The 20,371-nt window shown below is 61.7% G+C and carries 19 protein-coding genes; 12 read left to right on the top strand and 7 right to left on the bottom strand.

Annotated features, from left to right (window positions below):
* Positions 1-98: 98 nt before the first annotated feature.
* Positions 99-737, bottom strand: coding sequence for a TetR/AcrR family transcriptional regulator (locus M5B42_RS07705; RefSeq protein WP_248745445.1), 639 nt, complete (start codon positions 735-737; stop codon positions 99-101).
* Between the two features lie 140 nt (positions 738-877).
* The gene (locus tag M5B42_RS07700) at positions 878-2,254 is read right to left on the bottom strand and encodes a glutamine synthetase family protein (RefSeq protein ID WP_100942583.1); all 1,377 of its coding nucleotides are present in this window, start codon (positions 2,252-2,254) and stop codon (positions 878-880) included.
* A 278-nt stretch (positions 2,255-2,532) separates the two neighbouring features.
* On the opposite strand from M5B42_RS07700, the gene M5B42_RS07695 reads away from it, so the two are divergent.
* The 8 genes from M5B42_RS07695 to M5B42_RS07660 all read left to right on the top strand — a co-directional run bounded on the left by M5B42_RS07695 (position 2,533) and on the right by M5B42_RS07660 (position 11,588).
* Entirely contained in the window at positions 2,533-3,309 is a 777-nt protein-coding gene (locus M5B42_RS07695; RefSeq protein ID WP_248745444.1) for a gamma-glutamyl-gamma-aminobutyrate hydrolase family protein, read from the top strand.
* 39 nt (positions 3,310-3,348) lie between these two features.
* Positions 3,349-4,707, top strand: a complete 1,359-nt coding sequence (locus M5B42_RS07690) for a glutamine synthetase family protein (RefSeq protein WP_248745443.1) — start codon at positions 3,349-3,351, stop codon at positions 4,705-4,707.
* A gap of 54 nt (positions 4,708-4,761) precedes the next feature.
* The gene (locus M5B42_RS07685; RefSeq protein WP_103495444.1) at positions 4,762-6,126 is read left to right on the top strand and encodes an aspartate aminotransferase family protein; all 1,365 of its coding nucleotides are present in this window, start codon (positions 4,762-4,764) and stop codon (positions 6,124-6,126) included.
* Between the two features lie 176 nt (positions 6,127-6,302).
* A complete protein-coding gene (locus M5B42_RS07680) occupies positions 6,303-7,412 on the top strand; it encodes a polyamine ABC transporter substrate-binding protein (protein ID WP_152741671.1) in 1,110 nt (369 codons plus the stop codon).
* A 71-nt stretch (positions 7,413-7,483) separates the two neighbouring features.
* Positions 7,484-8,578, top strand: a complete 1,095-nt coding sequence (locus tag M5B42_RS07675; protein WP_283099703.1) for a polyamine ABC transporter substrate-binding protein — start codon at positions 7,484-7,486, stop codon at positions 8,576-8,578.
* Positions 8,579-8,650: 72 nt separating this feature from the next.
* Entirely contained in the window at positions 8,651-9,793 is a 1,143-nt protein-coding gene (gene potA / locus M5B42_RS07670) for a polyamine ABC transporter ATP-binding protein (protein ID WP_103495441.1), read from the top strand.
* The gene (locus M5B42_RS07665) at positions 9,790-10,701 is read left to right on the top strand and encodes an ABC transporter permease subunit (RefSeq protein WP_103495440.1); all 912 of its coding nucleotides are present in this window, start codon (positions 9,790-9,792) and stop codon (positions 10,699-10,701) included. Before potA ends, M5B42_RS07665 begins: the two co-directional genes overlap by 4 nt.
* Complete coding sequence (locus M5B42_RS07660) at positions 10,698-11,588, top strand: ABC transporter permease subunit (RefSeq protein ID WP_103495439.1); 891 nt, start codon at positions 10,698-10,700, stop codon at positions 11,586-11,588. Before M5B42_RS07665 ends, M5B42_RS07660 begins: the two co-directional genes overlap by 4 nt.
* A 156-nt stretch (positions 11,589-11,744) precedes the next feature.
* Here M5B42_RS07660 and M5B42_RS07655 read toward each other — a convergent pair whose 3' ends face one another.
* Positions 11,745-12,386, bottom strand: a complete 642-nt coding sequence (locus tag M5B42_RS07655; RefSeq protein ID WP_152741669.1) for an HD domain-containing protein — start codon at positions 12,384-12,386, stop codon at positions 11,745-11,747.
* Positions 12,387-12,590: 204 nt separating this feature from the next.
* On the opposite strand from M5B42_RS07655, the gene M5B42_RS07650 reads away from it, so the two are divergent.
* Positions 12,591-13,556: a helix-turn-helix domain-containing protein gene (locus M5B42_RS07650; protein ID WP_248745442.1), complete on the top strand. Its 966-nt coding sequence runs from the start codon at positions 12,591-12,593 to the stop codon at positions 13,554-13,556.
* A 176-nt stretch (positions 13,557-13,732) separates the two neighbouring features.
* Here M5B42_RS07650 and M5B42_RS07645 read toward each other — a convergent pair whose 3' ends face one another.
* Entirely contained in the window at positions 13,733-14,074 is a 342-nt protein-coding gene (locus tag M5B42_RS07645) for a carboxymuconolactone decarboxylase family protein (protein WP_100944057.1), read from the bottom strand.
* A gap of 114 nt (positions 14,075-14,188) precedes the next feature.
* Here M5B42_RS07645 and M5B42_RS07640 point away from each other — a divergent pair, with 114 nt between their 5' ends.
* Positions 14,189-15,097 carry an AraC family transcriptional regulator gene (locus M5B42_RS07640; protein WP_248745441.1) on the top strand — a complete coding sequence of 303 codons (909 nt, stop codon included), beginning with the start codon at positions 14,189-14,191 and terminating at the stop codon, positions 15,095-15,097.
* A gap of 4 nt (positions 15,098-15,101) precedes the next feature.
* Here M5B42_RS07640 and M5B42_RS07635 read toward each other — a convergent pair whose 3' ends face one another.
* Positions 15,102-17,468 (bottom strand): penicillin acylase family protein, encoded by a 2,367-nt coding sequence (locus M5B42_RS07635; protein WP_248745440.1) that lies wholly within the window; start codon positions 17,466-17,468, stop codon positions 15,102-15,104.
* A 106-nt stretch (positions 17,469-17,574) separates the two neighbouring features.
* Positions 17,575-18,150: a DUF6436 domain-containing protein gene (locus tag M5B42_RS07630; protein WP_248745439.1), complete on the bottom strand. Its 576-nt coding sequence runs from the start codon at positions 18,148-18,150 to the stop codon at positions 17,575-17,577.
* 110 nt (positions 18,151-18,260) lie between these two features.
* Between M5B42_RS07630 and M5B42_RS07625 the strand changes: the two genes are divergently transcribed.
* Both M5B42_RS07625 and M5B42_RS07620 read left to right on the top strand, forming a co-directional pair.
* A complete protein-coding gene (locus tag M5B42_RS07625) occupies positions 18,261-19,205 on the top strand; it encodes an alpha/beta hydrolase (RefSeq protein WP_248745438.1) in 945 nt (314 codons plus the stop codon).
* 14 nt (positions 19,206-19,219) lie between these two features.
* Positions 19,220-19,648, top strand: a complete 429-nt coding sequence (locus tag M5B42_RS07620; protein WP_177104392.1) for a thioesterase family protein — start codon at positions 19,220-19,222, stop codon at positions 19,646-19,648.
* Here the strand turns inward: M5B42_RS07620 and M5B42_RS07615 are convergent.
* Positions 19,633-20,289, bottom strand: coding sequence for a response regulator transcription factor (locus M5B42_RS07615; RefSeq protein ID WP_152741662.1), 657 nt, complete (start codon positions 20,287-20,289; stop codon positions 19,633-19,635). The two genes, M5B42_RS07620 and M5B42_RS07615, sit on opposite strands and share 16 nt — an antisense overlap.
* Positions 20,290-20,371: the final 82 nt, after the last annotated feature.

Below are 20,371 nucleotides of genomic sequence, written 5' to 3'. Positions count from 1 at the left end.
TTGTGTCGTGCACAAAATCCGTGATCGACACCGTACTGTAGGAGCAGGGCTTGCCCGCGAAGAGGCCGGATCAAGCGACGCAGGGTTCGCGACAGCCTTCAGAGCGGGCTTTCGCGCCGGGGCAGATACGGTGGCAAATACAGCCCCAGGTAGGCATCGAACACCCGCATTCCTTCCTCCGCCATGCGCGGCGTGATCTGGTCGTGCAACTGCACCGAGCGTGCATAGACCCGATCCCCCAGCTCCATCGCCAGGGCGAATACATCGACTTCCGCGGGTAGCGCCGGCAATTCGAAATGCCGGATAAACAGCTTGTGCATCAGGTCGCCGAGTTCGATGTCGTGCTGGCGGTCAGCCTGGGTCACTTCGGTCAGGCCGTGCTGCGCAAGGATCAACTGGCGCGCCGCCGCATCCTCCTCGTAGATATTCAGCATCCGCTGCTCCACCAACCGTGACAGGTCGCGCCAACTGGTGAGGGCCTGGTGGTCGATGGGCGCCTGCAGGGTGGCGCGGAAGGCTGCGTGGACATCGTTGGTCAGGGCTTCGAGCAGGGCCGGGACGCTGGCGAAGAAGTGATAGACCGAGGACGGCGGGATCTCGGCCCGTTCCGCCACGCTGTAGATCGACAGACTGGCCACGCCTTCGGCGGCAAGCAAGGTGCGCGCGGCGTCGAGGATCGAGTCGATCCGGGCCTGGCTGCGTGCGCGGGGTTTGCGAGCGGTGGCGGGGCGGGTCATGGGGTTCTCCGGCAAGGGCAGCGGGCATTGTACGCGAGGACGCTGGTGTGGTGTCTGTGAGTCCGCATCGCTGGCAGGCGGGCATAAAAAAACGCCGCAGGCCCAAGGCCGGCGGCGTTCTTTTTTATTGCTTCAAGCGCTTACACGGTATGCAGGTACCAGTTGTACTCGAGGTCGGAGATGGAGTGTTCGAACTCCTCCAGCTCGCTCTCTTTACAGGCCACGAAGATATCGATGTATTTCGGGTCGATGTACTTGGCCATGATCTCGCTGTCGTCCAACTCGCGCAGGGCATCACGCAGGTTGTTCGGCAGGCTCTGCTCGTTCTGCTCGTAGCTGTTGCCTTCCACCGGAGCGCCCGGCTCGACCTTGTTGGTCAGGCCGTGGTGAATACCGGCCAGAACGGAAGCCATCAACAGATACGGGTTGGCATCGGCACCGGCGACCCGGTGTTCGATACGTACCGCGTCGGACGAGCCGGTCGGTACGCGAATCGCCACCGTCCGGTTGTCCAGGCCCCAGCACGGCGAGTTCGGCACGTAGAACTGTGCGCCGAAACGCCGGTAGGAGTTGACGTTCGGGCAGAGGAAGGCCATCTGTGCCGGTAGGGTCTCGAGCACACCGCCGATCGCGTGACGCAGCGCGGCGTTCTGCTCGGGATCCTCACTGGCAAAGATGTTCTTGCCTTCCTTGTCGAGAATCGAGATATGGACGTGCAGTCCGTTGCCCGCCTGGCCCGGGTAAGGCTTGGCCATGAAGGTGGTGTCCATCTCATGGTCGTAGGCGATGTTCTTGATCAGGCGCTTGAGCAATACCGCATAGTCGCAGGCCTTGATCGGGTCGGCCACGTGGTGCAGGTTCACTTCGAACTGCGCCGGGGCACTTTCCTTGACGATGGCGTCGGCCGGGATGCCTTGCTCTTTCGCACCTTCCAGGATGTCCTGAAGGCAGTCGACGTATTCGTCGAGGTCGTCGATCAGGTAGACCTGTGTCGAGTGCGGGCGTTTGCCGGAGATCGGCGAGCGGGGCGGTTGTGGGCGACCGTTCACGTTCTCCTGGTCGATCAGGTAGAACTCCAGCTCGAACGCGGCGCAGATGGTCAGGCCGAGTTCGTCGAACTTGCTCACGACTTGCCGCAGGACTTCGCGAGGGTCGGCGAAGAAAGGTTCACCTTCGAGTTCGTGCATGGTCATCAGCAGCTGCGCGGTCGGGCGCTTTTGCCAAGGTTCATTGCACAGGGTGTCGGGGATCGGATAACAGATTCGGTCAGCATCACCGATATCCAGACCCAGGCCGGTGCTTTCCACCGTCGAGCCGTTGATATCCAGGGCAAATAGAGAGGCAGGCAGGTTGATGCCTTTCTCGTAAACCTTGTGGAGGCTGGTGCGTTCGATGCGCTTGCCGCGCACCACACCATTCATATCCGCAATTAGAAGGTCTACGTACAGAACCTCAGGATGATCCTTAAGGAACGCGTTCGCTTCGTTAAGCTGAACGGCACGCGGGGGTACCGACATGATGCAACACCTTTGTTGTTAAAAATATCAATCATTGATCTTTTCTGGTTTCAGTCAACCCGAACGGCATGCCGAAGTCAAGCGAGGCCTTTTTTGCCCTGAAAAAGCGCTCAAGGGGCTTTTTTGCGGCCTTTTGGGGCAATTTTTTGCACCGGACGCTCTCCGGCACCGCGGGCTTGAGCGGGCCGTGTTGTATTTTTTACGGGGGTGTTGTGTAAAAAAATGAACAAGGCTAAGCTCGATTGAAACCCATAACAGCAATAATACCGGGGTGCTACATGTCTCGCCTGCCGTTGATCGGCGTTACCGCATGCTCCAAACAGATCGGTTTGCATGCTTATCACATCAGTGGCGACAAGTATGTCCGTGCTGTCGCCGTCGCAGCCAAAGGGCTGCCGCTGATTCTTCCGGCCCTGGCCGAGCTGTTCGAGCCGTCCGATATTCTCGACGGCCTGGATGGAATCCTGTTTACCGGCTCTCCGTCCAACGTCGAACCGCATTTGTACGGCGGTCCGGCGAGCGCGCCGGGCACTGCTCATGATTCTGCACGCGACCGCACCACCCTCCCGCTGATCCGTGCCGCCGTCGCCGCGGGCATTCCGGTGCTCGGTATTTGCCGGGGCTTCCAGGAAATGAACGTGGCCTTCGGCGGCAGCCTGCATCAAAAGGTTCATGAGGTTGGAACCTTCCTGGATCATCGTGAAGACGAGTCCCAGCCACTGGACGTACAGTACGGTCCGGCCCATGCCATGCAGGTTCAACCCGGCGGCGTACTGGCGGGTCTCGGGCTGCCGACGCAATTTCAGGTCAACTCGATTCACAGCCAGGGCGTGGACCGCCTGGCACCGGGGTTGCGCGTCGAAGCCACGGCGCCGGACGGCCTGATCGAGGCGGTCTCGGTGGTCGAAGGCAAGGCTTTTGCTTTAGGGGTGCAATGGCACCCGGAATGGCAGGTCACGAGCAACCCGGTCTACCTGGCGATCTTCCAGGCTTTCGGCGATGCCTGTCGAAAGCGGGTTTTACAGCGCGAAGTCGATACGTCCAGGAACGCCTGACCGATAATAGACGTCAGGAACCCCAACCCAGAGGCACTTATGAGTAACAACCTCGACCAGCTCACCGATTGGTTGAAAGACCACAAGATCACAGAAGTCGAATGCATGATTGCCGACCTTACCGGCATCACCCGGGGCAAGATCTCGCCGACCAACAAGTTCATCGCCGAAAAAGGCATGCGTCTGCCTGAGAGTGTGCTGTTGCAGACGGTGACCGGCGACTACGTCGAAGACGACATCTATTACGAACTGCTCGACCCGGCCGACATCGACATGATCTGCCGCCCCGACAGCAATGCGGTGTATGTGGTGCCCTGGGCCATCGAGCCCACCGCCCAGGTGATCCACGACACCTACGACAAGCAGGGCAACCCCATCGAGCTGTCGCCGCGCAACGTGCTCAAGAAGGTCCTGGCGCTTTATGCCGAAAAAGGCTGGCAGCCGATCGTGGCGCCGGAAATGGAGTTCTACCTGACCAAACGCAGCGACGACCCGGACTATCCGTTGCAGCCGCCGGTCGGCCGTTCCGGCCGCCCGGAAACCGGTCGCCAGTCCTTCTCCATTGAAGCGGCCAACGAATTCGACCCGTTGTTCGAAGACGTCTACGACTGGTGCGAACTGCAGGAGCTGGACCTCGATACGCTGATCCATGAGGACGGCACGGCGCAGATGGAGATCAACTTCCGGCATGGCGACGCGTTGTCCCTGGCGGACCAGATCCTGGTGTTCAAGCGCACCATGCGCGAAGCGGCGCTCAAGCACGACGTGGCGGCGACCTTCATGGCCAAACCCATGACCGGCGAGCCGGGCAGTGCCATGCACCTGCACCAGAGCATCATCGACATCGCCACCGGCAAGAACGTCTTCTCCAATGAAGACGGGACCATGAGCGAGCTGTTCCTGCATCACATCGGCGGCCTGCAGAAGCTGATTCCCGAGCTGTTGCCGCTGTTCGCGCCGAACGTCAACTCGTTCCGCCGCTTCCTGCCGGACACCTCGGCCCCGGTGAACGTTGAATGGGGCGAAGAGAACCGCACCGTCGGCCTGCGGGTCCCGGATGCCGGCCCGCAGAACCGCCGTGTGGAAAACCGCCTGCCGGGCGCCGACGCCAACCCTTACCTGGCGATTGCGGCAAGCCTGCTGTGTGGCTACATCGGTATGGTCGAAGGCCTCAACCCGAGCGCGCCGGTGGTCGGTCGTGGTTATGAACGCCGCAACCTGCGCCTGCCGCTGACCATCGAAGACGCCCTGGAGCGGATGGAAAACAGCAAGACCATCGAGAAATACCTGGGCAAGAAATTCATCACAGGCTACGTCGCGGTCAAGCGGGCCGAGCATGAAAACTTCAAGCGCGTCATCAGTTCGTGGGAGCGGGAATTCCTGCTCTTCGCCGTCTGATGCGCCGGGCGCGGTAGATAAAGACCGCGCCCTTACTGGAACTAGGAGATCCGTATGACCAGCAACAACCCGCAAACCCGTGAGTGGCAAGCCCTCAGCAGTGATCACCACCTGGCCCCTTTCAGCGACTTCAAGCAGCTGAAAGAGAAAGGCCCGCGCATCATCACCCACGCCAAGGGCGTCTACCTCTGGGACAGCGAGGGCCATCAGATCCTCGACGGCATGGCCGGCCTCTGGTGCGTGGCCATCGGCTACGGTCGCGATGAGCTGGCCGACGCCGCCAGCAAACAGATGCGCGAGCTGCCTTATTACAACCTGTTCTTCCAGACTGCCCACCCACCGGTGCTGGAACTGGCCAAGGCCATTTCCGAGATCGCGCCGGAAGGCATGAACCACGTGTTCTTCACCGGTTCCGGCTCCGAAGGCAACGACACCATGCTGCGCATGGTCCGCCACTACTGGGCGATCAAGGGCCAGCCGAACAAGAAGGTCATCATCAGCCGCAAGAACGGTTATCACGGTTCCACCGTGGCCGGTGCGAGTCTGGGCGGCATGACCTATATGCACGAGCAGGGCGACTTGCCGATCCCGGGCATCGTCCATATCCCGCAGCCTTACTGGTTCGCCGAAGGCGGCGACATGAGCCCTGAAGAGTTCGGGGTCTGGGCCGCGAATCAACTGGAAGAGAAGATCCTCGAGCTGGGCGTGGATAATGTCGGCGCCTTTATCGCCGAGCCGATCCAGGGCGCGGGCGGTGTGATCGTGCCGCCGGACAGCTACTGGCCGCGCATCAAGGAAATCCTCGCCAAGTACGACATCCTCTTCGTCGCCGACGAAGTGATCTGTGGTTTCGGTCGCACCGGTGAGTGGTTCGGCAGCGATTTCTACGGCCTCAAGCCCGACATGATGACCATCGCCAAGGGCCTGACCTCCGGCTATATCCCCATGGGTGGCCTGATCGTGCGGGACGAAGTGGTCGCGGTGCTCAACGAAGGCGGCGATTTCAACCACGGTTTCACCTATTCCGGCCATCCGGTGGCCGCGGCCGTTGCCCTGGAAAACATCCGTATCCTGCGCGAAGAAAAAATTATCGAGCGCGTCCAGAGTGAAACGGCACCCTATTTGCAGAAACGTCTGCGGGAACTGAACGATCATCCGTTGGTGGGTGAAGTTCGCGGTGTGGGCCTGTTGGGCGCCATCGAACTGGTCAAGGACAAGGCCACCCGTGCGCGGTATGAAGGTAAGGGCGTCGGCATGATCTGCCGGCAGTTCTGCTTCGATAATGGACTGATCATGCGTGCCGTTGGCGACACCATGATCATTGCGCCGCCACTGGTGATCAGCAAAACCGAGATCGACGAGTTGGTGGCCAAGGCACGCAAGTGCCTGGATCTGACCCTGAGTGCGTTGCAGGGCTAAGTGCTAGGCTCTGAGCCGGAAGTACGGTGTAGGTGCTTTCGCTCAGAGCAATCAGAAAGGGTGGTCTTTCCTTGAAAGGCTACCTTGGATCTTGCCAGACTACCCCCACTGTTTCGAGTTGCCCGGGAATCGGCCGCCGAACAGCGGGTTAAAAAGAATAAATTGGAGCATGACGCATGAAGGCATTAGGTAAGAACGTAGCCGGCAAGACTCTCCTCGCCCTGTCCCTGGCAGGTGCATTGGCCGGTGCCGCTCACGCGGACGACAAGGTGCTGCACGTTTACAACTGGTCCGACTACATCGCGCCGGACACCGTTGCCAACTTTGAAAAAGAGTCTGGCATCAAGGTGGTTTACGACGTCTTCGACAGTAACGAAACCCTGGAAGCCAAGTTGCTGGCCGGTAAGTCCGGTTACGATATTGTTGTGCCATCCAACAACTTCCTGGCCAAGCAGATCAAGGCCGGTGTCTACCAGGAACTGGACAAGTCGAAACTGTCCAACTACGGCAACCTGAACCAGTCGCTGCTCAAGGCCGTCTCGGTCAGCGACCCGGGCAACAAGCACGCCTTCCCGTACATGTGGGGTTCGATCGGCATCGGCTACAACCCGGAGAAGGTCAAGGCCGCGCTGGGCGTGGACAAGATCGATTCCTGGGACGCGGTGCTCAAGCCCGAGAACCTCGCCAAGCTGAAGAGCTGCGGCGTGAGCTTCCTCGATTCGCCGACCGAAATGCTGCCGGTGGCCCTGCACTACCTGGGTCTGCCGACCGACACCCAGAAGAAGGAAGATCTGAAGAAAGCCGAAGACCTGTTCCTCAAACTGCGTCCTTCGATTTCCTACTTCCACTCGTCCAAGTACATCTCTGACCTGGCCAACGGCAACATCTGTGTCGCCATCGGTTACTCGGGTGATGTTCAGCAGGCCAAGTCCCGTGCCGCCGAAGCCGGTGACAAGGTCAAAGTCGCCTACAGCATTCCGAAAGAAGGGGCTGGCAGCTTCTACGACATGGTGTCTATCCCTAAAGATGCGGAAAACACCGAAGCGGCCTACAAGTTCATGAACTACCTGCTCAAGCCGGAAGTCATGGCGGCGATCACCGACAGCGTGCGTTTCCCTAACGGTAACGACAAGGCGACCGCACTGGTTGACAAGAGCATCACCAGCGACCCGGGCATCTACCCGCCAGCGGATGTGCAGGCCAAGCTGTATGCCATCGCCGACTTGCCGGCGGCGACCCAGCGCGAAATGACCCGCAGCTGGACCAAGATCAAATCGGGTAAATAAGCCGATTTGAGACAACCTGCGGGAGTTGCGCAGCCTTTGGCAGCTCCCGCGGATTTCCAGAGGACCTCCACTTGTCTATTTCTTTCTTTCGCAAAGCCATGCTGGCGGGCGCGTGCCTGACCTTGGCGGTCAGTGTGCAAGCAGCACCGACCGTGCATGTTTATAACTGGTCGGATTATATCGGGCAGACCACCCTGGCGGACTTCCAGAAAGCCACCGGTATTGTGCCGGTCTATGACGTCTTCGATTCCAATGAAACCCTGGAAGGCAAGTTGCTGGCCGGCCACACCGGTTATGACGTGGTGGTGCCGTCCAACCATTTCCTCGGCAAGCAGATCAAGGCGGGCGCGTTCCAGAAACTCGACAAGGCGCAATTGCCCAACTACGCGAACCTCGACCCGGCGTTGATGAAGCGCCTGGAAAAGAACGACCCGGGCAACCAGTACGCCGTGCCTTATCTGTGGGGTACCAACGGCATCGGCTACAACGTCGAGAAGGTCAAGGCGGCGCTGGGCGTCGACAAGATCGACTCCTGGGCGGTGCTGTTCGAGCCGGAGAACCTGAAGAAACTCTCCAGCTGCGGCGTGGCGTTCCTCGACTCCGCCGATGAAATGCTTCCGGCGGTGCTCAACTACATGGGCCTGAGCCCCAACAGCACCAATGAAAAAGACTACAAGTTGGCCGAAGAGAAGCTGCTGAAGGTCCGTCCTTACGTCACCTACTTCAACTCGTCCAAGTACATTTCCGATCTGGCCAACGGCGAAATCTGCGTGGCGGCCGGGTTCTCCGGCGATATCTTCCAAGCGAAGAAGCGCGCCGCAGAAGCCAAGAAAGGCGTGAACATCGCCTATGTGATTCCCAAGGAAGGCGGCAACCTCTGGTTCGACATGCTGGCGATCCCCAGGGACGCCGGCAACGTCAAGGAAGCGCACGCCTTTATCAATTATCTGCTGCAGCCTGAAGCGATTGCCCAGGTCAGCGATTATGTCGGTTATGCCAACCCGAACCCAAAGGCTGGCGCTCTGATGGATCAGTCCGTGCGTACCGATGAAGCGGTTTACCCACCGCAGGCAGTCTTGGACAAGTTGTATGTCAATTCTGAACTACCCCCGAAAATCCAACGTTTGATGACCCGCAGCTGGACCAAGGTCAAGTCGGGCAAATAGTGCCCGTGGGTCGAACCATCCAAAGCCGGGTCACCCAGGCCCGGCGGCTAAATCTTGTTGGGAGTTTTACAAATGGCAGTTGCCTCCGGCGCCTATAAGAAAGCCCTCGAGGGCGACCAGACACCTAAACAGGTGCTGGTCAAAATCGACAGGGTCACGAAGAAGTTCGATGAGACGATTGCCGTGGACGATGTGTCCCTGGAAATCAAGAAGGGCGAGATCTTCGCCCTGCTCGGCGGATCGGGTTCGGGTAAATCCACCTTGCTGCGCATGCTTGCCGGCTTCGAGCGCCCGACCGAAGGTCGGATTTACCTCGACGGTGTCGATATCACCGACCTGCCGCCCTATGAGCGGCCGATCAACATGATGTTCCAGTCCTACGCCTTGTTCCCGCACATGACCGTGGCGCAGAACATTGCTTTCGGCCTGCAACAGGACAAGATCCCCAAGGCCGAGATCGACGCCCGGGTGGCCGAGATGCTCAAGCTGGTGCAGATGAGCCAGTACGCCAAGCGCAAGCCGCACCAGCTCTCCGGCGGTCAGCGCCAGCGCGTGGCCTTGGCCCGTTCCCTGGCCAAGCGGCCGAAGCTGTTGTTGCTCGACGAGCCCATGGGTGCTCTGGACAAGAAGCTGCGCTCGCAAATGCAGCTTGAGCTTGTCGAGATCATCGAGCGCGTCGGCGTGACCTGCGTCATGGTGACCCACGACCAGGAAGAGGCCATGACCATGGCCGAACGGATCGCCATCATGCACCTGGGCTGGATCGCCCAGATCGGCAGCCCGATCGACATCTATGAAACCCCGACCAGCCGCCTGGTCTGCGAGTTCATCGGCAACGTCAATATCTTCGAAGGTGAAGTGGTGGACGACGCCGAAGGTTACGCGCGGATCGCCAGCCCGGAACTGGAGCGCGACATCTACGTGGGCCACGGCGTCACCACCTCGGTCCAGGACAAGCGTGTCACCTACGCGATTCGTCCGGAAAAACTGCTGGTGACCCCGGTGCCGCCGACCTGCGAATACAACTGGTCGCGGGGCAAGGTCCACGACATCGCCTACCTGGGCGGCCACTCGGTGTTCTACGTCGAGCTGCCGTGCGGCAAGCTGGTGCAGTCGTTTGTCGCCAACGCCGAGCGCCAGGGCCAGCGTCCGACCTGGGGCGATGAAGTCTACGTCTGGTGGGAAGACGACAGCGGCGTGGTACTGCGCTCATGAACCTCAAATCCCTGGTGCGGCGAATAACCCCCAGTGGCCGCCATGCGGTCATCGGGATTCCTTTCCTCTGGCTGTTCCTGTTCTTCATGCTGCCGTTCTTCATCGTCCTGAAGATCAGCTTTGCCGAAGCGGACGTGGCGATTCCGCCATACACCCAGATCTACACCTTCGTTGAACAGAAGCTGCAGATCATCCTCAACCTCGGCAACTACACGATGCTGGGGGACGACGACCTGTACCTGGCGGCCTACCTCGGCTCGTTGAAGATGGCGTTCTTCAGCACGCTGCTGTGCCTGTTGATCGGCTACCCGATGGCCTACGCCATTGCCAGCGCGCGCAAGGAATTGCAGACCGTGCTGGTGCTGTTGATCATGATGCCGACCTGGACCGCGATCCTGATCCGCGTCTACGCCTGGATGGGGATCCTCAGCAACAACGGGTTGTTGAATGGGTTCCTGCTGTGGACCGGACTGATCAGCGAGCCGTTGCAGATCCTCAATACCAACCTCGCGGTGTATATCGGGGTGGTCTATTCGTATCTGCCGTTCATGATCCTGCCGCTCTACGCCAACCTGGTGAAGCACGACCAGAGCCTGCTGGAAGCCGCCTCGGACCTGGGTTCGAGCACCTTCAACAGCTTCTGGAAGATCACCGTGCCGCTGTCGAAGAACGGCATCATTGCCGGCTGCATGCTGGTGTTTATCCCGGTGGTGGGCGAGTTCGTGATCCCCGAGCTGCTCGGCGGCCCGGAAACCCTGATGATCGGTAAAGTGCTGTGGCAAGAGTTCTTCAACAACCGTGACTGGCCGGTGGCGTCCGCGCTGGCGGTGGTGATGCTGGCGATCCTGATTGTGCCGATCATTCTGTTCAACCGTAGTCAGGCCAAAGAAATGGAGGGCAAGGAATGAAGCGCTTCAGTTTTTCCAACCTGATGCTGGTGCTGGGTCTGCTGTTCATCTACCTGCCGATGCTGATCCTGGTGATCTACTCGTTCAACGCCTCCAAGCTGGTGACGGTGTGGGGCGGCTGGTCGGTGAAGTGGTACGTGGGCCTGCTGGACAACACCCAACTGATGGGCTCGGTGGCCCGCTCGCTGGAAATCGCCTGCTACACCGCGGTGGCCGCGGTGGCGCTGGGGACCCTGGCGGCGTTCGTCCTGACCCGTGTCACCCGTTTCAAGGGCCGCACACTGTTCGGCGGCCTGGTGACAGCGCCGTTGGTGATGCCGGAAGTGATCACCGGCCTGTCGCTGTTGCTGCTGTTCGTGGCCATGGCGCAGTTGATCGGCTGGCCCCAGGAGCGTGGCATCGTCACCATCTGGATCGCCCACACGACGTTCTGCGCGGCCTATGTGGCGGTGGTGGTGTCGGCGCGTCTGCGTGAGCTGGACCTGTCCATCGAAGAGGCGGCCATGGACCTGGGCGCCAAGCCGTGGAAGGTGTTCTTCCTGATCACCATCCCGATGATCGCGCCGTCGCTGGCGGCGGGGGGCATGATGTCCTTCGCGTTGTCCCTGGATGACCTGGTATTGGCCAGCTTCGTGTCGGGGCCGGGTTCGACCACCTTGCCGATGGAAGTGTTCTCGGCGGTGCGCCTGGGCGTGAAGCCGGAGATCAACGCGGTGGCGAGCCTGATTCTGCTGGCGGTGTCGTTGGTGACCTTCCTCGTCTGGTACTTCAGTCGCCAGGCTGAAGAGCGCCGCAAGAAAGCCATTCAGTTGGCCATCGATGAAAGCGCGGCGGACTCCTGGAAACAGCCGGACGTGCGTCGGGCGAAGGTGGCGGAGACCGCGTAGGTCTCAAAAAGCTTCGCGGGCAAGCCCTGCTCCTACAGGTACGACGTCGTTCACAAATTTTGTGTACGACCCAAACCTGTAGGAGCAGGGCTTGCCCGCGAAGAGTCCCTCAAGACCGCCGACTACTCCGTGCGCTAGCCACGATGTTCCCGGGGTTTATTCAGCCCAAGGCGAACGCCGAATCACCTCGACAAAATTCATCGGCTTGAACGTTGCATCCTTGTCCTTCAGCACATCGGTCTTCACGTTGCCGAAAGTGGTCAACGGACGATGGCGCAGCCCCTCGGCGAACGCGCAGATGATGCACTCCTTGAACCCTTCCCCCCGTGGATGCGCATGCACCACCGCTTCGCGCTGGGCGCTCGGAAACGCCGCGTAGTCCATCCCCAGCACATCCATTTCCACCCCGGCCGTGACCAGTGCCACCGTCGGCCGCAGATGTTGCGGCACCCCCGGTGTGGTATGCAGGGCAATCGACAGCCAGACCTGCTCGATATCGTCATCCGACAGCCCGTAAGGCTTCATGAACACCTTGGCCGCATTGGCGCCGTCGACTTCGAAACGTTCGTCATCGCTGCGGTGACCTTCCACCAGGCCGAGGTCGTGGAACATTGCGCCGACGTACAGCAACTCCGGATCGTAGGCCAGTTGCTTGCGTTCACCGCTCAGGGCACCGAACAGGAAGACCCGGCGCGAGTGGTGGTAGAGCAGATCGCTTTCCACGTCGCGAATGTATTCGGTGGTGGCCTTGGCCAGGGCGCTGTCGGGGATCTTGATGCCGGCAATGGTGTTGCTCATGTCGAGACTTCCTCTGGGGGAGCGCCCGGTTGGCGCCGATGGGTTCAGTCTGGCGCCGGGGCGAGATGGCAACAATCGACACAAGGTGGTGAATCCAGCCATTCGGGGCGGGTTCCGTGCCAGCGTGTGCGTGTGATAGAAGCGGCTGTCGCATCGGCCGGAGGCATGCGTTACCGTAACGCTGACTTGCATCGAGACCCGCCCATGACTCGAACCCTTGCCATTGTGGTGTTCCCCGGCGTCCAGTCCCTGGACGTTACCGGGCCCATGGACGTTTTCGCCGAAGCCAACAGCTTCCTGCCCCCTGACGCCCAGTACCGGCTGGAAGTGATCGGTGTCGAGCGCGGTTGGCTGGCCTGTTCCAACAGCCTGGCGATCCAGGCGCATCGGCATTTCAGCGAGGCCGTGGAGCGTTACGATCTGCTGCTGTGTGCCGGCGGGCCGAGCTTGCCGGGGCTGGATTTCGGTGAGGCCTTCCATGCCTGGTTGCACGGGGCCAGCGCCCGTGCCGGGCGCTTCGGTTCGATCTGCAACGGCGCCTTCATGCTGGCCCGGGCCGGATTGCTCGACGGGCGCACGGTGACCACCCACTGGAGTGATGCGTCGGCATTGGCGGCGTTGTGCCCGGCCGCGCGGGTCGAGGCCGATCGTTTGTATGTGCAGGACGATCGGCTGTTCACCTCGGCGGGGGTGACGGCGGGGATCGATTTGTCGTTGTACCTGCTGTCACAGGATCACGGTGCGCAGGTGGCGCTGAAGGTCGCCAAGCGGCTGGTGGTGTTCACCCAGCGTTCGGGCGGGCAGTCGCAGTTCAGCCCGTACCTGGCGCCCCACGCCGAGGCCTCGTCGCCGGTGGCCCAGGTGCAGCAATATGTGCTGGCGCACCTCACCGGGGACTTGAGTATTGCCGAGTTGGCGCGGGCGGCGAATATGAGTGCGCGGAATTTTTCCCGGGTTTTTGCCCGCGAGACCCAGGTGACCCCGGCGGAGTTTGTCGAACGGGCCAGGGTGGATGCGGCGCGGGTGATGCTGGAAAGCGCCGGGGCGCCGTTGAAGACCGTGGCGTATGAGTGCGGTTTTCGTGATGCGCACCATATGCGCAGTGTGTTTCAGCGACGGTTGGGGGTGACGCCGCAGCAGTTTCGGCGGCATTTTGCGGGGTTGCTTTGAAGCTGGTGTTGTCTGGGAGTACGCATTCGCGGCGGTGCGGCGATCCGGCAAGCCCTGCTCCTACAAGTTCAGGTCGTACGCAAAATCTGTATACGACACCGCACTGTAGGAGCAGGGCTTGCCGGATCGCCGCACCGCCGCGAAGAGGCCAGTCGCCTTTGCGCAAATCGAAAGCCTCAGGACTTCAGGCTGTCGTAAGCCTCCAGCGCATGCAGCGAGTAGATGTACGCCGCACCGGCATTCAACGAAATCGCGGTAGCCAGGGCCGCAGCCACTTCTTCGCGAGTCGCCCCGGCCTTGATCGCCGCATCGGTATGGGCGCCGATGCAACCGTCGCAACGGGTGGAAATCGCCACGGCAATGGAAATCAGCTCGCGGGTCTTGGCATCCAGCACATTGTTTTCCGCGGCGGCCTCGCCCAATTTCATATAGGCCTGGACCATCTTCGGATTGGATTTGCCCAGGGCACCAAAGGCATTCTTGATGGTTGGCAGCAGTTCGGACCAATTGAGAAACATAGTAGTAACTCCTGAAAGGGTAAGCGTAGAGTGGCTTGGCAACGAGCTCAGTCTCCTTTGTCCGGTGTCATCACTCTTGTTCGATTCACTCAAGGTTTTGTCCGAAACGCGCAAATGAATTCGATCGATAAACTCATCACCCTTGCCGGCGTCCGCGGCTGTCTCGACCTGCGTTGCCAGTTGCAGGGCGACTGGGCCATGGATCACGGGCAGGAAAGCGTCGGGGTCGCGCCTTATCATCTGGTGCTGTCCGGCGATTGCCTGGCCGAGTTGCCGGACGGTCGCTCCTTGCGCCTGCACGCCGGCGATATCCTGGTGCTGCCCGGTGGCGGCGGTCATCTGTTGCGCAGCCCGGGGCAACGGGTGGCGCCGACGGCGGCGCGGATCAGTCATGGCGGTCTGTTGCCGGTGCACCGGTTCGGCGTTGAAACGGCGGACCTGGACCTTCTCTGTGGCCGCTTCCACTACCAGCGCGAGTCGATGCTGTTCGCCGCGTTGCCCGGGTATTTGCTGATTTCTGGCCGCGAGCTGCAAGCCAACGGCCAATTGGCGGCGCTGGTGAGCTTGCTACGGCTGGAGGCTGATGGTGACCAGGCCGGGGCACGGTTTCTGGTGGATGCGCTGTCGTCGGCGTTGTTCACCTTGATCCTGCGGGCCTATCTGCAACAGCAGACGCCCGCCAGCGGGACCCTGGCGTTACTGGCCGACAAGCGCCTGAGCCGGGCCTGGCAGGCGATGCTCGAGGAACCGGCCCATGAGTGGACCATCGAGGCCCTGGCGGCGTTGGCGAATATGTCGCGGGCGACCTTTATGCGCGTGTTCGCCGCAGTGGCCGGAGCGTCGCCCTGGGTGTTGCTGACGCAGGTGCGGATGGAGCTGGCGTACAGCTTGCTGAGCCATTCGCACCTGGGCTTGAGCGATATCGCCGTCCAGGTCGGGTACCAATCCCAGGCGGCGTTCAGCAAGAAATTCAAGGAGATCTATGGCGAGGCGCCAGGGCGCCTCCGCCGGGCTGCACGTTGATCGATCACTTCCCGGGCAGCAGCTTCAGCACACTGCGAGTATTGGCCGACACCTCCACCTCATCCAGGCGCACCTGCTCATAGCCGCCTTCGATATAGGTCTCGGCCTGGTCGTCGTAATACTTGTCGAACAGCACCCCGCTTTGTCCCACTGGGTTGATGGTCAGGCTGTGCTCCGGATCGGCGAAGTCGATAAGACGGCGGGTCGAAGGCCCGTTGCTCACCGCCCAGGGCGCCGGGCCGATCTTCGCCGACAGGTTGTTCGGTACTTCATGGCTGCCCGGCGCATCGAACGGCCCGACATTGAACAACCGGTCCAGTGGCTTCTGCCGGCCCAGCGGATGCTCGTGGGTCAGGGTATGGGCCTTGCCCCAGACCCAACTGGCCGGGTCGTCGCCATAGAGCCCCTTGAGGTGGGCGATGCTCGCTTGCCAGGCGGTTTTCACCGTCTCGGCGCGGCCCTTGCCCCACCACGGCGAGTGCTCGTCGGCGGCCAGGCGTGGCAGGGCGGCGTCGACCACGCGAGTGCTCAGCAGCGCCTTGAAATAGTCGTCGCCCAGCTTGTCGTGCATCGCGGTATAGGTCAGGTCATAGAGGAACTGGTTGAACAGCGTGGCGCCGGTGGAACTCATCGGGTAGTCACCCTTCCACTGTGCCAACTGCTCCACCAGCTTCAGTTCCAACGGGTCTTTCACCACTTCGCGCAACACCGGCAGCAGCGGCTTGAGCAGGCGCGGGCCGTAATCGGTGGTGGTGCCCAGTTGCAGCTTCTGGCTGTTTTCCAGGCTCCAGCGCACGCTGCTGTCGCTCAGTTGCCGATTCAACTGCTGGCCGCGATCGGGCAGGTTGTAGTAACCGGGAATCTCAATCCCGGTGGGTGACACCGGCTGGGCGTTGGCCGAGACGATATAGCCGCGTGCCGGGTTCTCTTCCTGGGGGTTGGCGCTGAACGGGTAGAAGCCGTCCTTGTCGGCATCGCCGGTGCTGCCGTCGAGGATAAAGCCCGGGTTGACCCCGGCCTGGCGCTTGGGCAGCAGCGCCGCCGCCCACCAGCCGATATCGCCCTTGGCATTGGCCCAGACCACGTTGAGGCCCGGGGCCTGGATTTTCGACGAGGCCGTGCGAGCCTTCTCCAGGGTGTCGGCGCGGTTGAGCTCGTAGAAGGCATCGAGGATCGGGTCCGGGGTCTCGAGAAAGGCCCACCACATGGCGATCGGCTTGGTCCCACCGTTGGCGCCCACGGCGTCATTGACGATCGGACCGTGGGGCGAGCGACGCAGGGTAACGGTGACCGGCGCCTCGCCCTTGACGGCGATCTGCTGCTGGGTGCTGGTCATCTCGACCCATTGGCCGTGGTACCAGACCTGGTTGGGGTTGTCCGGGTTGACCTTCTCGGCGACCAGATCGAGGTCGTCGTTCTGGAACATGGTCAGGCTCCAGCCGAACGCCTGGTTATTGCCCAGGAAGGCGAAGGGCACCAGCGCCTGGTGATAGCCGTACAGTTCGAAGTTCGGCGCCGAGAGGTGCGCCTCGTACCAGACCGAGGGCGTCGAAAAGTGGATATGCGGGTCGCCCGCCAGCAGCGGTTTGCCGCTCTTGGTCCGGCTGCCGGACACCACCCAGGCATTACTGCCTTCGAACTGCGGCAGGCCGGCGTGTTCCAGGGCCTGGTCGCTCAGTTGGGCGAGGGCGCCGAGGCTCTTCCAGTCGGCATCCGCCAAGGGCGCCGGGGTGCCGAATGCGCCCTGGGGGCGCCATTGCAGGTCGAAGACCTTCAGGTAATCGGCGCCGAGTTTGTCGCGCACGTAGGTCAGCAGCGGCTCGGTACGAAAGGCGGCGGCGAAGCTGTAGGCCAGGTAGCCGGCGATGCTGATGGTGTCTTCGGCGGTGAACGGCCGCTTGTCGATGCCCAGCAGGTCGAACTCCACGGGGCTGGCGTGGCTCGCCTGATACTGGTTGATGCCGTCCAGATAGGCTTGCAGGGCCTTCCAGCTGGGGGACTGTTTGTCGAGCTGGGCGACGTACTGGTCGGCTCGTTCGCGGATGCGCAGGCCACGGAACAGCTTGTCGGTGTCCACCAGTTTGGGCCCGAGCACCTCTGCCAGTTCGCCGCGGGCCAGGCGGCGCATGATTTCCATCTGGAACAGCCGGTCCTGGGCTTGCACGTAACCCAGGGCGCGATAGAGATCGGCGTCGTTTTCGGCACGGATATGCGGCACGCCACGGTCGTCGTAGCGCACCGTGACCGGCCCTTGCAGGTTCTGCAGCGTGACCTGGCCCTGACGCATCGGCTGCTTGCTCTGGACGTACCACAGGCCACCCCCGGCAATGGCGGCGATCAGGACGGCGAGAACGGTCAGGCTGCGTTTCATGCATGAATCCTTGTGGCTACCGGGACTGGGCCGGGAAGGTTTAGCACAGGAGAGTATGGGGATGCATCGGCCGAATGGGCGATTACTGTAAAAAGTCCGGTTCGCCCTACGGGGACGACAGCCACGGGCAATAGCAGCCCACCGCCATGTTGTGGGTGGCATTCACCGCGCGTCCTTCGCTCAGCGCCTGGAGGATCGGCTCGATAAAGCTGTTGCTGGAATTACAAGTGGCGCCCTGGCTGTAGGGGCCAAAGTAAGCCAGCTTGCCGTCGCGGTCCCAGATCGCCACCGCCGGGCTGACCGTCAGATGCTCGGCCCCCGGCAAGCCGGGCAGCGCCTTGATCGCACTCAAGGTGGCCGGCAACTGGCCGTGGGTCCCGGGCTTCTGCACCGAGTAGAACTGCACCCCCAGCGGTCCGAACCGTTCGATCAACTCCCCCAGGTGCTGCTGGTTGCCGACATTGCACGGGCAGGCCGGGTCCCAGAAGTGCACCAGGCGGATCGGCCCCGGCCCGGCCAGTTCCGCCGGCAGGCTCAGGCTGTCGCCGGCGAACAGCGCGGTCTGCTCGCTGAAGGCGCGGATATAACGACCCTGGAACCAGTCATAGGCGAACCACAGCCCCATCGCGCAGATCAAGGCGAGCAACCCGGCGAGTAATGTATCGTGACGTATCTGGGGCATGACGATTGTGTCCTCGAAGGTCGCGTAGCTTGCCATGCCTGTCCTGACAGATGAATATCGCAGGTCTGTAAAACGCCCTTGGCGTTGCCGTGCCTTTATCTGGAAAGCCTATGTCCGCCACCTTTGCCGCCGATTCCCTGCGTTCCAGCCTGCGACCCCTGGCCGCGGCGCAGCCGTTGTCGGAGGAGACACGAGCCTACCAGCGTTTCTATGGCCTCGACTTGCCCCAGCGCAAGTCGCCTGTCGTGCGTCGCCTGGGCCGCTTCAGCAGCGGCACTTTCGAGCTGGCGAGCCAGCTCTGGCTGCCACCCGATCCGCTGGCCACGCTATTCCTGTTCCACGGCTTCTACGATCATATGGGCCTGTTCCGCCATGTCGTGGACTGGGCGCTGGACCAGGGCTTCGCGGTGATTGCCTGCGACCTGCCGGGGCACGGCCTGTCCAGCGGCGAGCGGGCCAGCATCGATGACTTCGGCCAGTACCAGCAGGCGTTGCAAGGCCTGTTCAACGAGGCCCGCACCCTCGGCTTGCCGCAACCCTGGCACCTGTTCGGCCAGAGCACCGGCGGCGCGATTATCATTGACCACCTGCTCAAACACGGCAGCGACAGCCCGGCCCAGGGCCAGACGGTCCTGCTTTCGCCGCTGGTGCGGCCACGGGCCTGGGGCTGGTCGAAGTTCAGTTATTACCTGCTCAAGCCTTTCGTCAAAGGCATCGCCCGGCGTTTCAGCGAGAACACCAATGACCCGGCGTTCATGCCGTTCCTCCAGGCCGACCCCTTGCAGCCGCAGCGCCTGCCGACCGCCTGGGTCGGTGCCCTGGCCCGCTGGATCCCCGGTATCGAGTCCGCGGTGAAAAGTCCGCGCCGACCGCTGATCGTACAAGGCGAGGCCGACATGACCGTCGACTGGACGCATAACCTCGACGTGCTGCGCAGTAAGTTCGACCATCCCGAAGTGCTGATGCTGCCCGGCGCCCGGCACCACCTGGCCAATGAAATCCCGGCCTATCGCGAACGCTATTTCCGCTTTATCAGCGAGCACCTGCAGCCATGACCCAAGAGTCCGCCATGACCGACCGCCTGCCGCAACGCGCCGACTATCGCCACTTCCAGCCGATCATCACGCGCTGGCACGACAACGATGTCTACGGCCACGTGAACAACGTCACCTACTACAGCTTTTTCGACACGGCGGTGAACACCTACCTGATCGAAGAGGGTGGCCTGGATATCCATGATGGCGAAGTCGTTGGTTTCGTGGTCAGTTCGGCCTGTGATTATTTCGCCTCGATCGCCTTCCCCGAGCGCATCGAGATCGGCCTGCGGGTCGGCAAGCTGGGCAACAGCTCGGTGCAATACGAACTGGCGGTGTTCAAGGCCGGTGAAGACGACGCCTGTGCGGCCGGACGCTTTGTCCATGTGTTCGTCGATCGCGTCTCGAACCAGCCGGTGAGCATCCCTGCTGTCTTGCGCGAGGCCCTTCAGTCGTTGAGCTGAATGATCCCTTCACGCACCGCGAACAGCACCAGTCCGGCAATATCGTGAATCCGCAGCCGGTGCATGATCTGCGAGCGGTGCGCCTCCACGGTCTTGACGCTCAGGCCAAGCCCCACCGCGATGGAGCGGGTGGTCTCGCCCCGGGCGATCAGCCTGAGGATTTCCAGTTGCCGCGCCGTCAGCGCGACCTGGCTGGCCTTGATCGGCTGGCTGTGGGTCTGGCGCACCGCCTGGTCGACCACCAGCGGCACCACCGCCGAGGACAGGTACTGGCCTCCGTGGCGCAAGGCCTTTAGCGCCAGCTCCAGTTCCAGCACCGTGGCGTTTTTCAGCAGGTAGCCGTGGGCGCCGAGTTGCAGGCACTTCATCACGAAGTGGCTGTCGGTGTGCATCGACAGCATCAGCACCTTGCTGCGCGGCGCGCGCAACGACAGCTCCTTGAGCGCCGCCACGCTGTTCATCCGCTCCATGGACATGTCCAACAACACGATATCCGGCTTGAGCCTTGAGGCCAGCTCGATCGCCGCCTGGCCATCGCCTGCTTCGCCGACGATTTCGTACTCTTGTTGTTTTTCCAGCAGTGCCTTCATACCCGCGCGAAACAGCGGGTAGTCGTCGGCAAGCAGTATTCGACAAAGCATAAGCTCAAGCCCAATGACGCAAAAGGAAGGGCGCAGTCGCCGCGGCGGGCTGCGGTGTTTATGTCGGGTTCAAGGGCCGGAT

Origin of the sequence: Pseudomonas sp. MWU12-2037, assembly GCF_023242345.1 — a bacterium.
Lineage (GTDB): Bacteria > Pseudomonadota > Gammaproteobacteria > Pseudomonadales > Pseudomonadaceae > Aquipseudomonas > Aquipseudomonas gingeri_D.
Note: the sequence above shows the minus strand (reverse complement) of the source record. Positions and strands in the feature narration are given on the sequence as shown.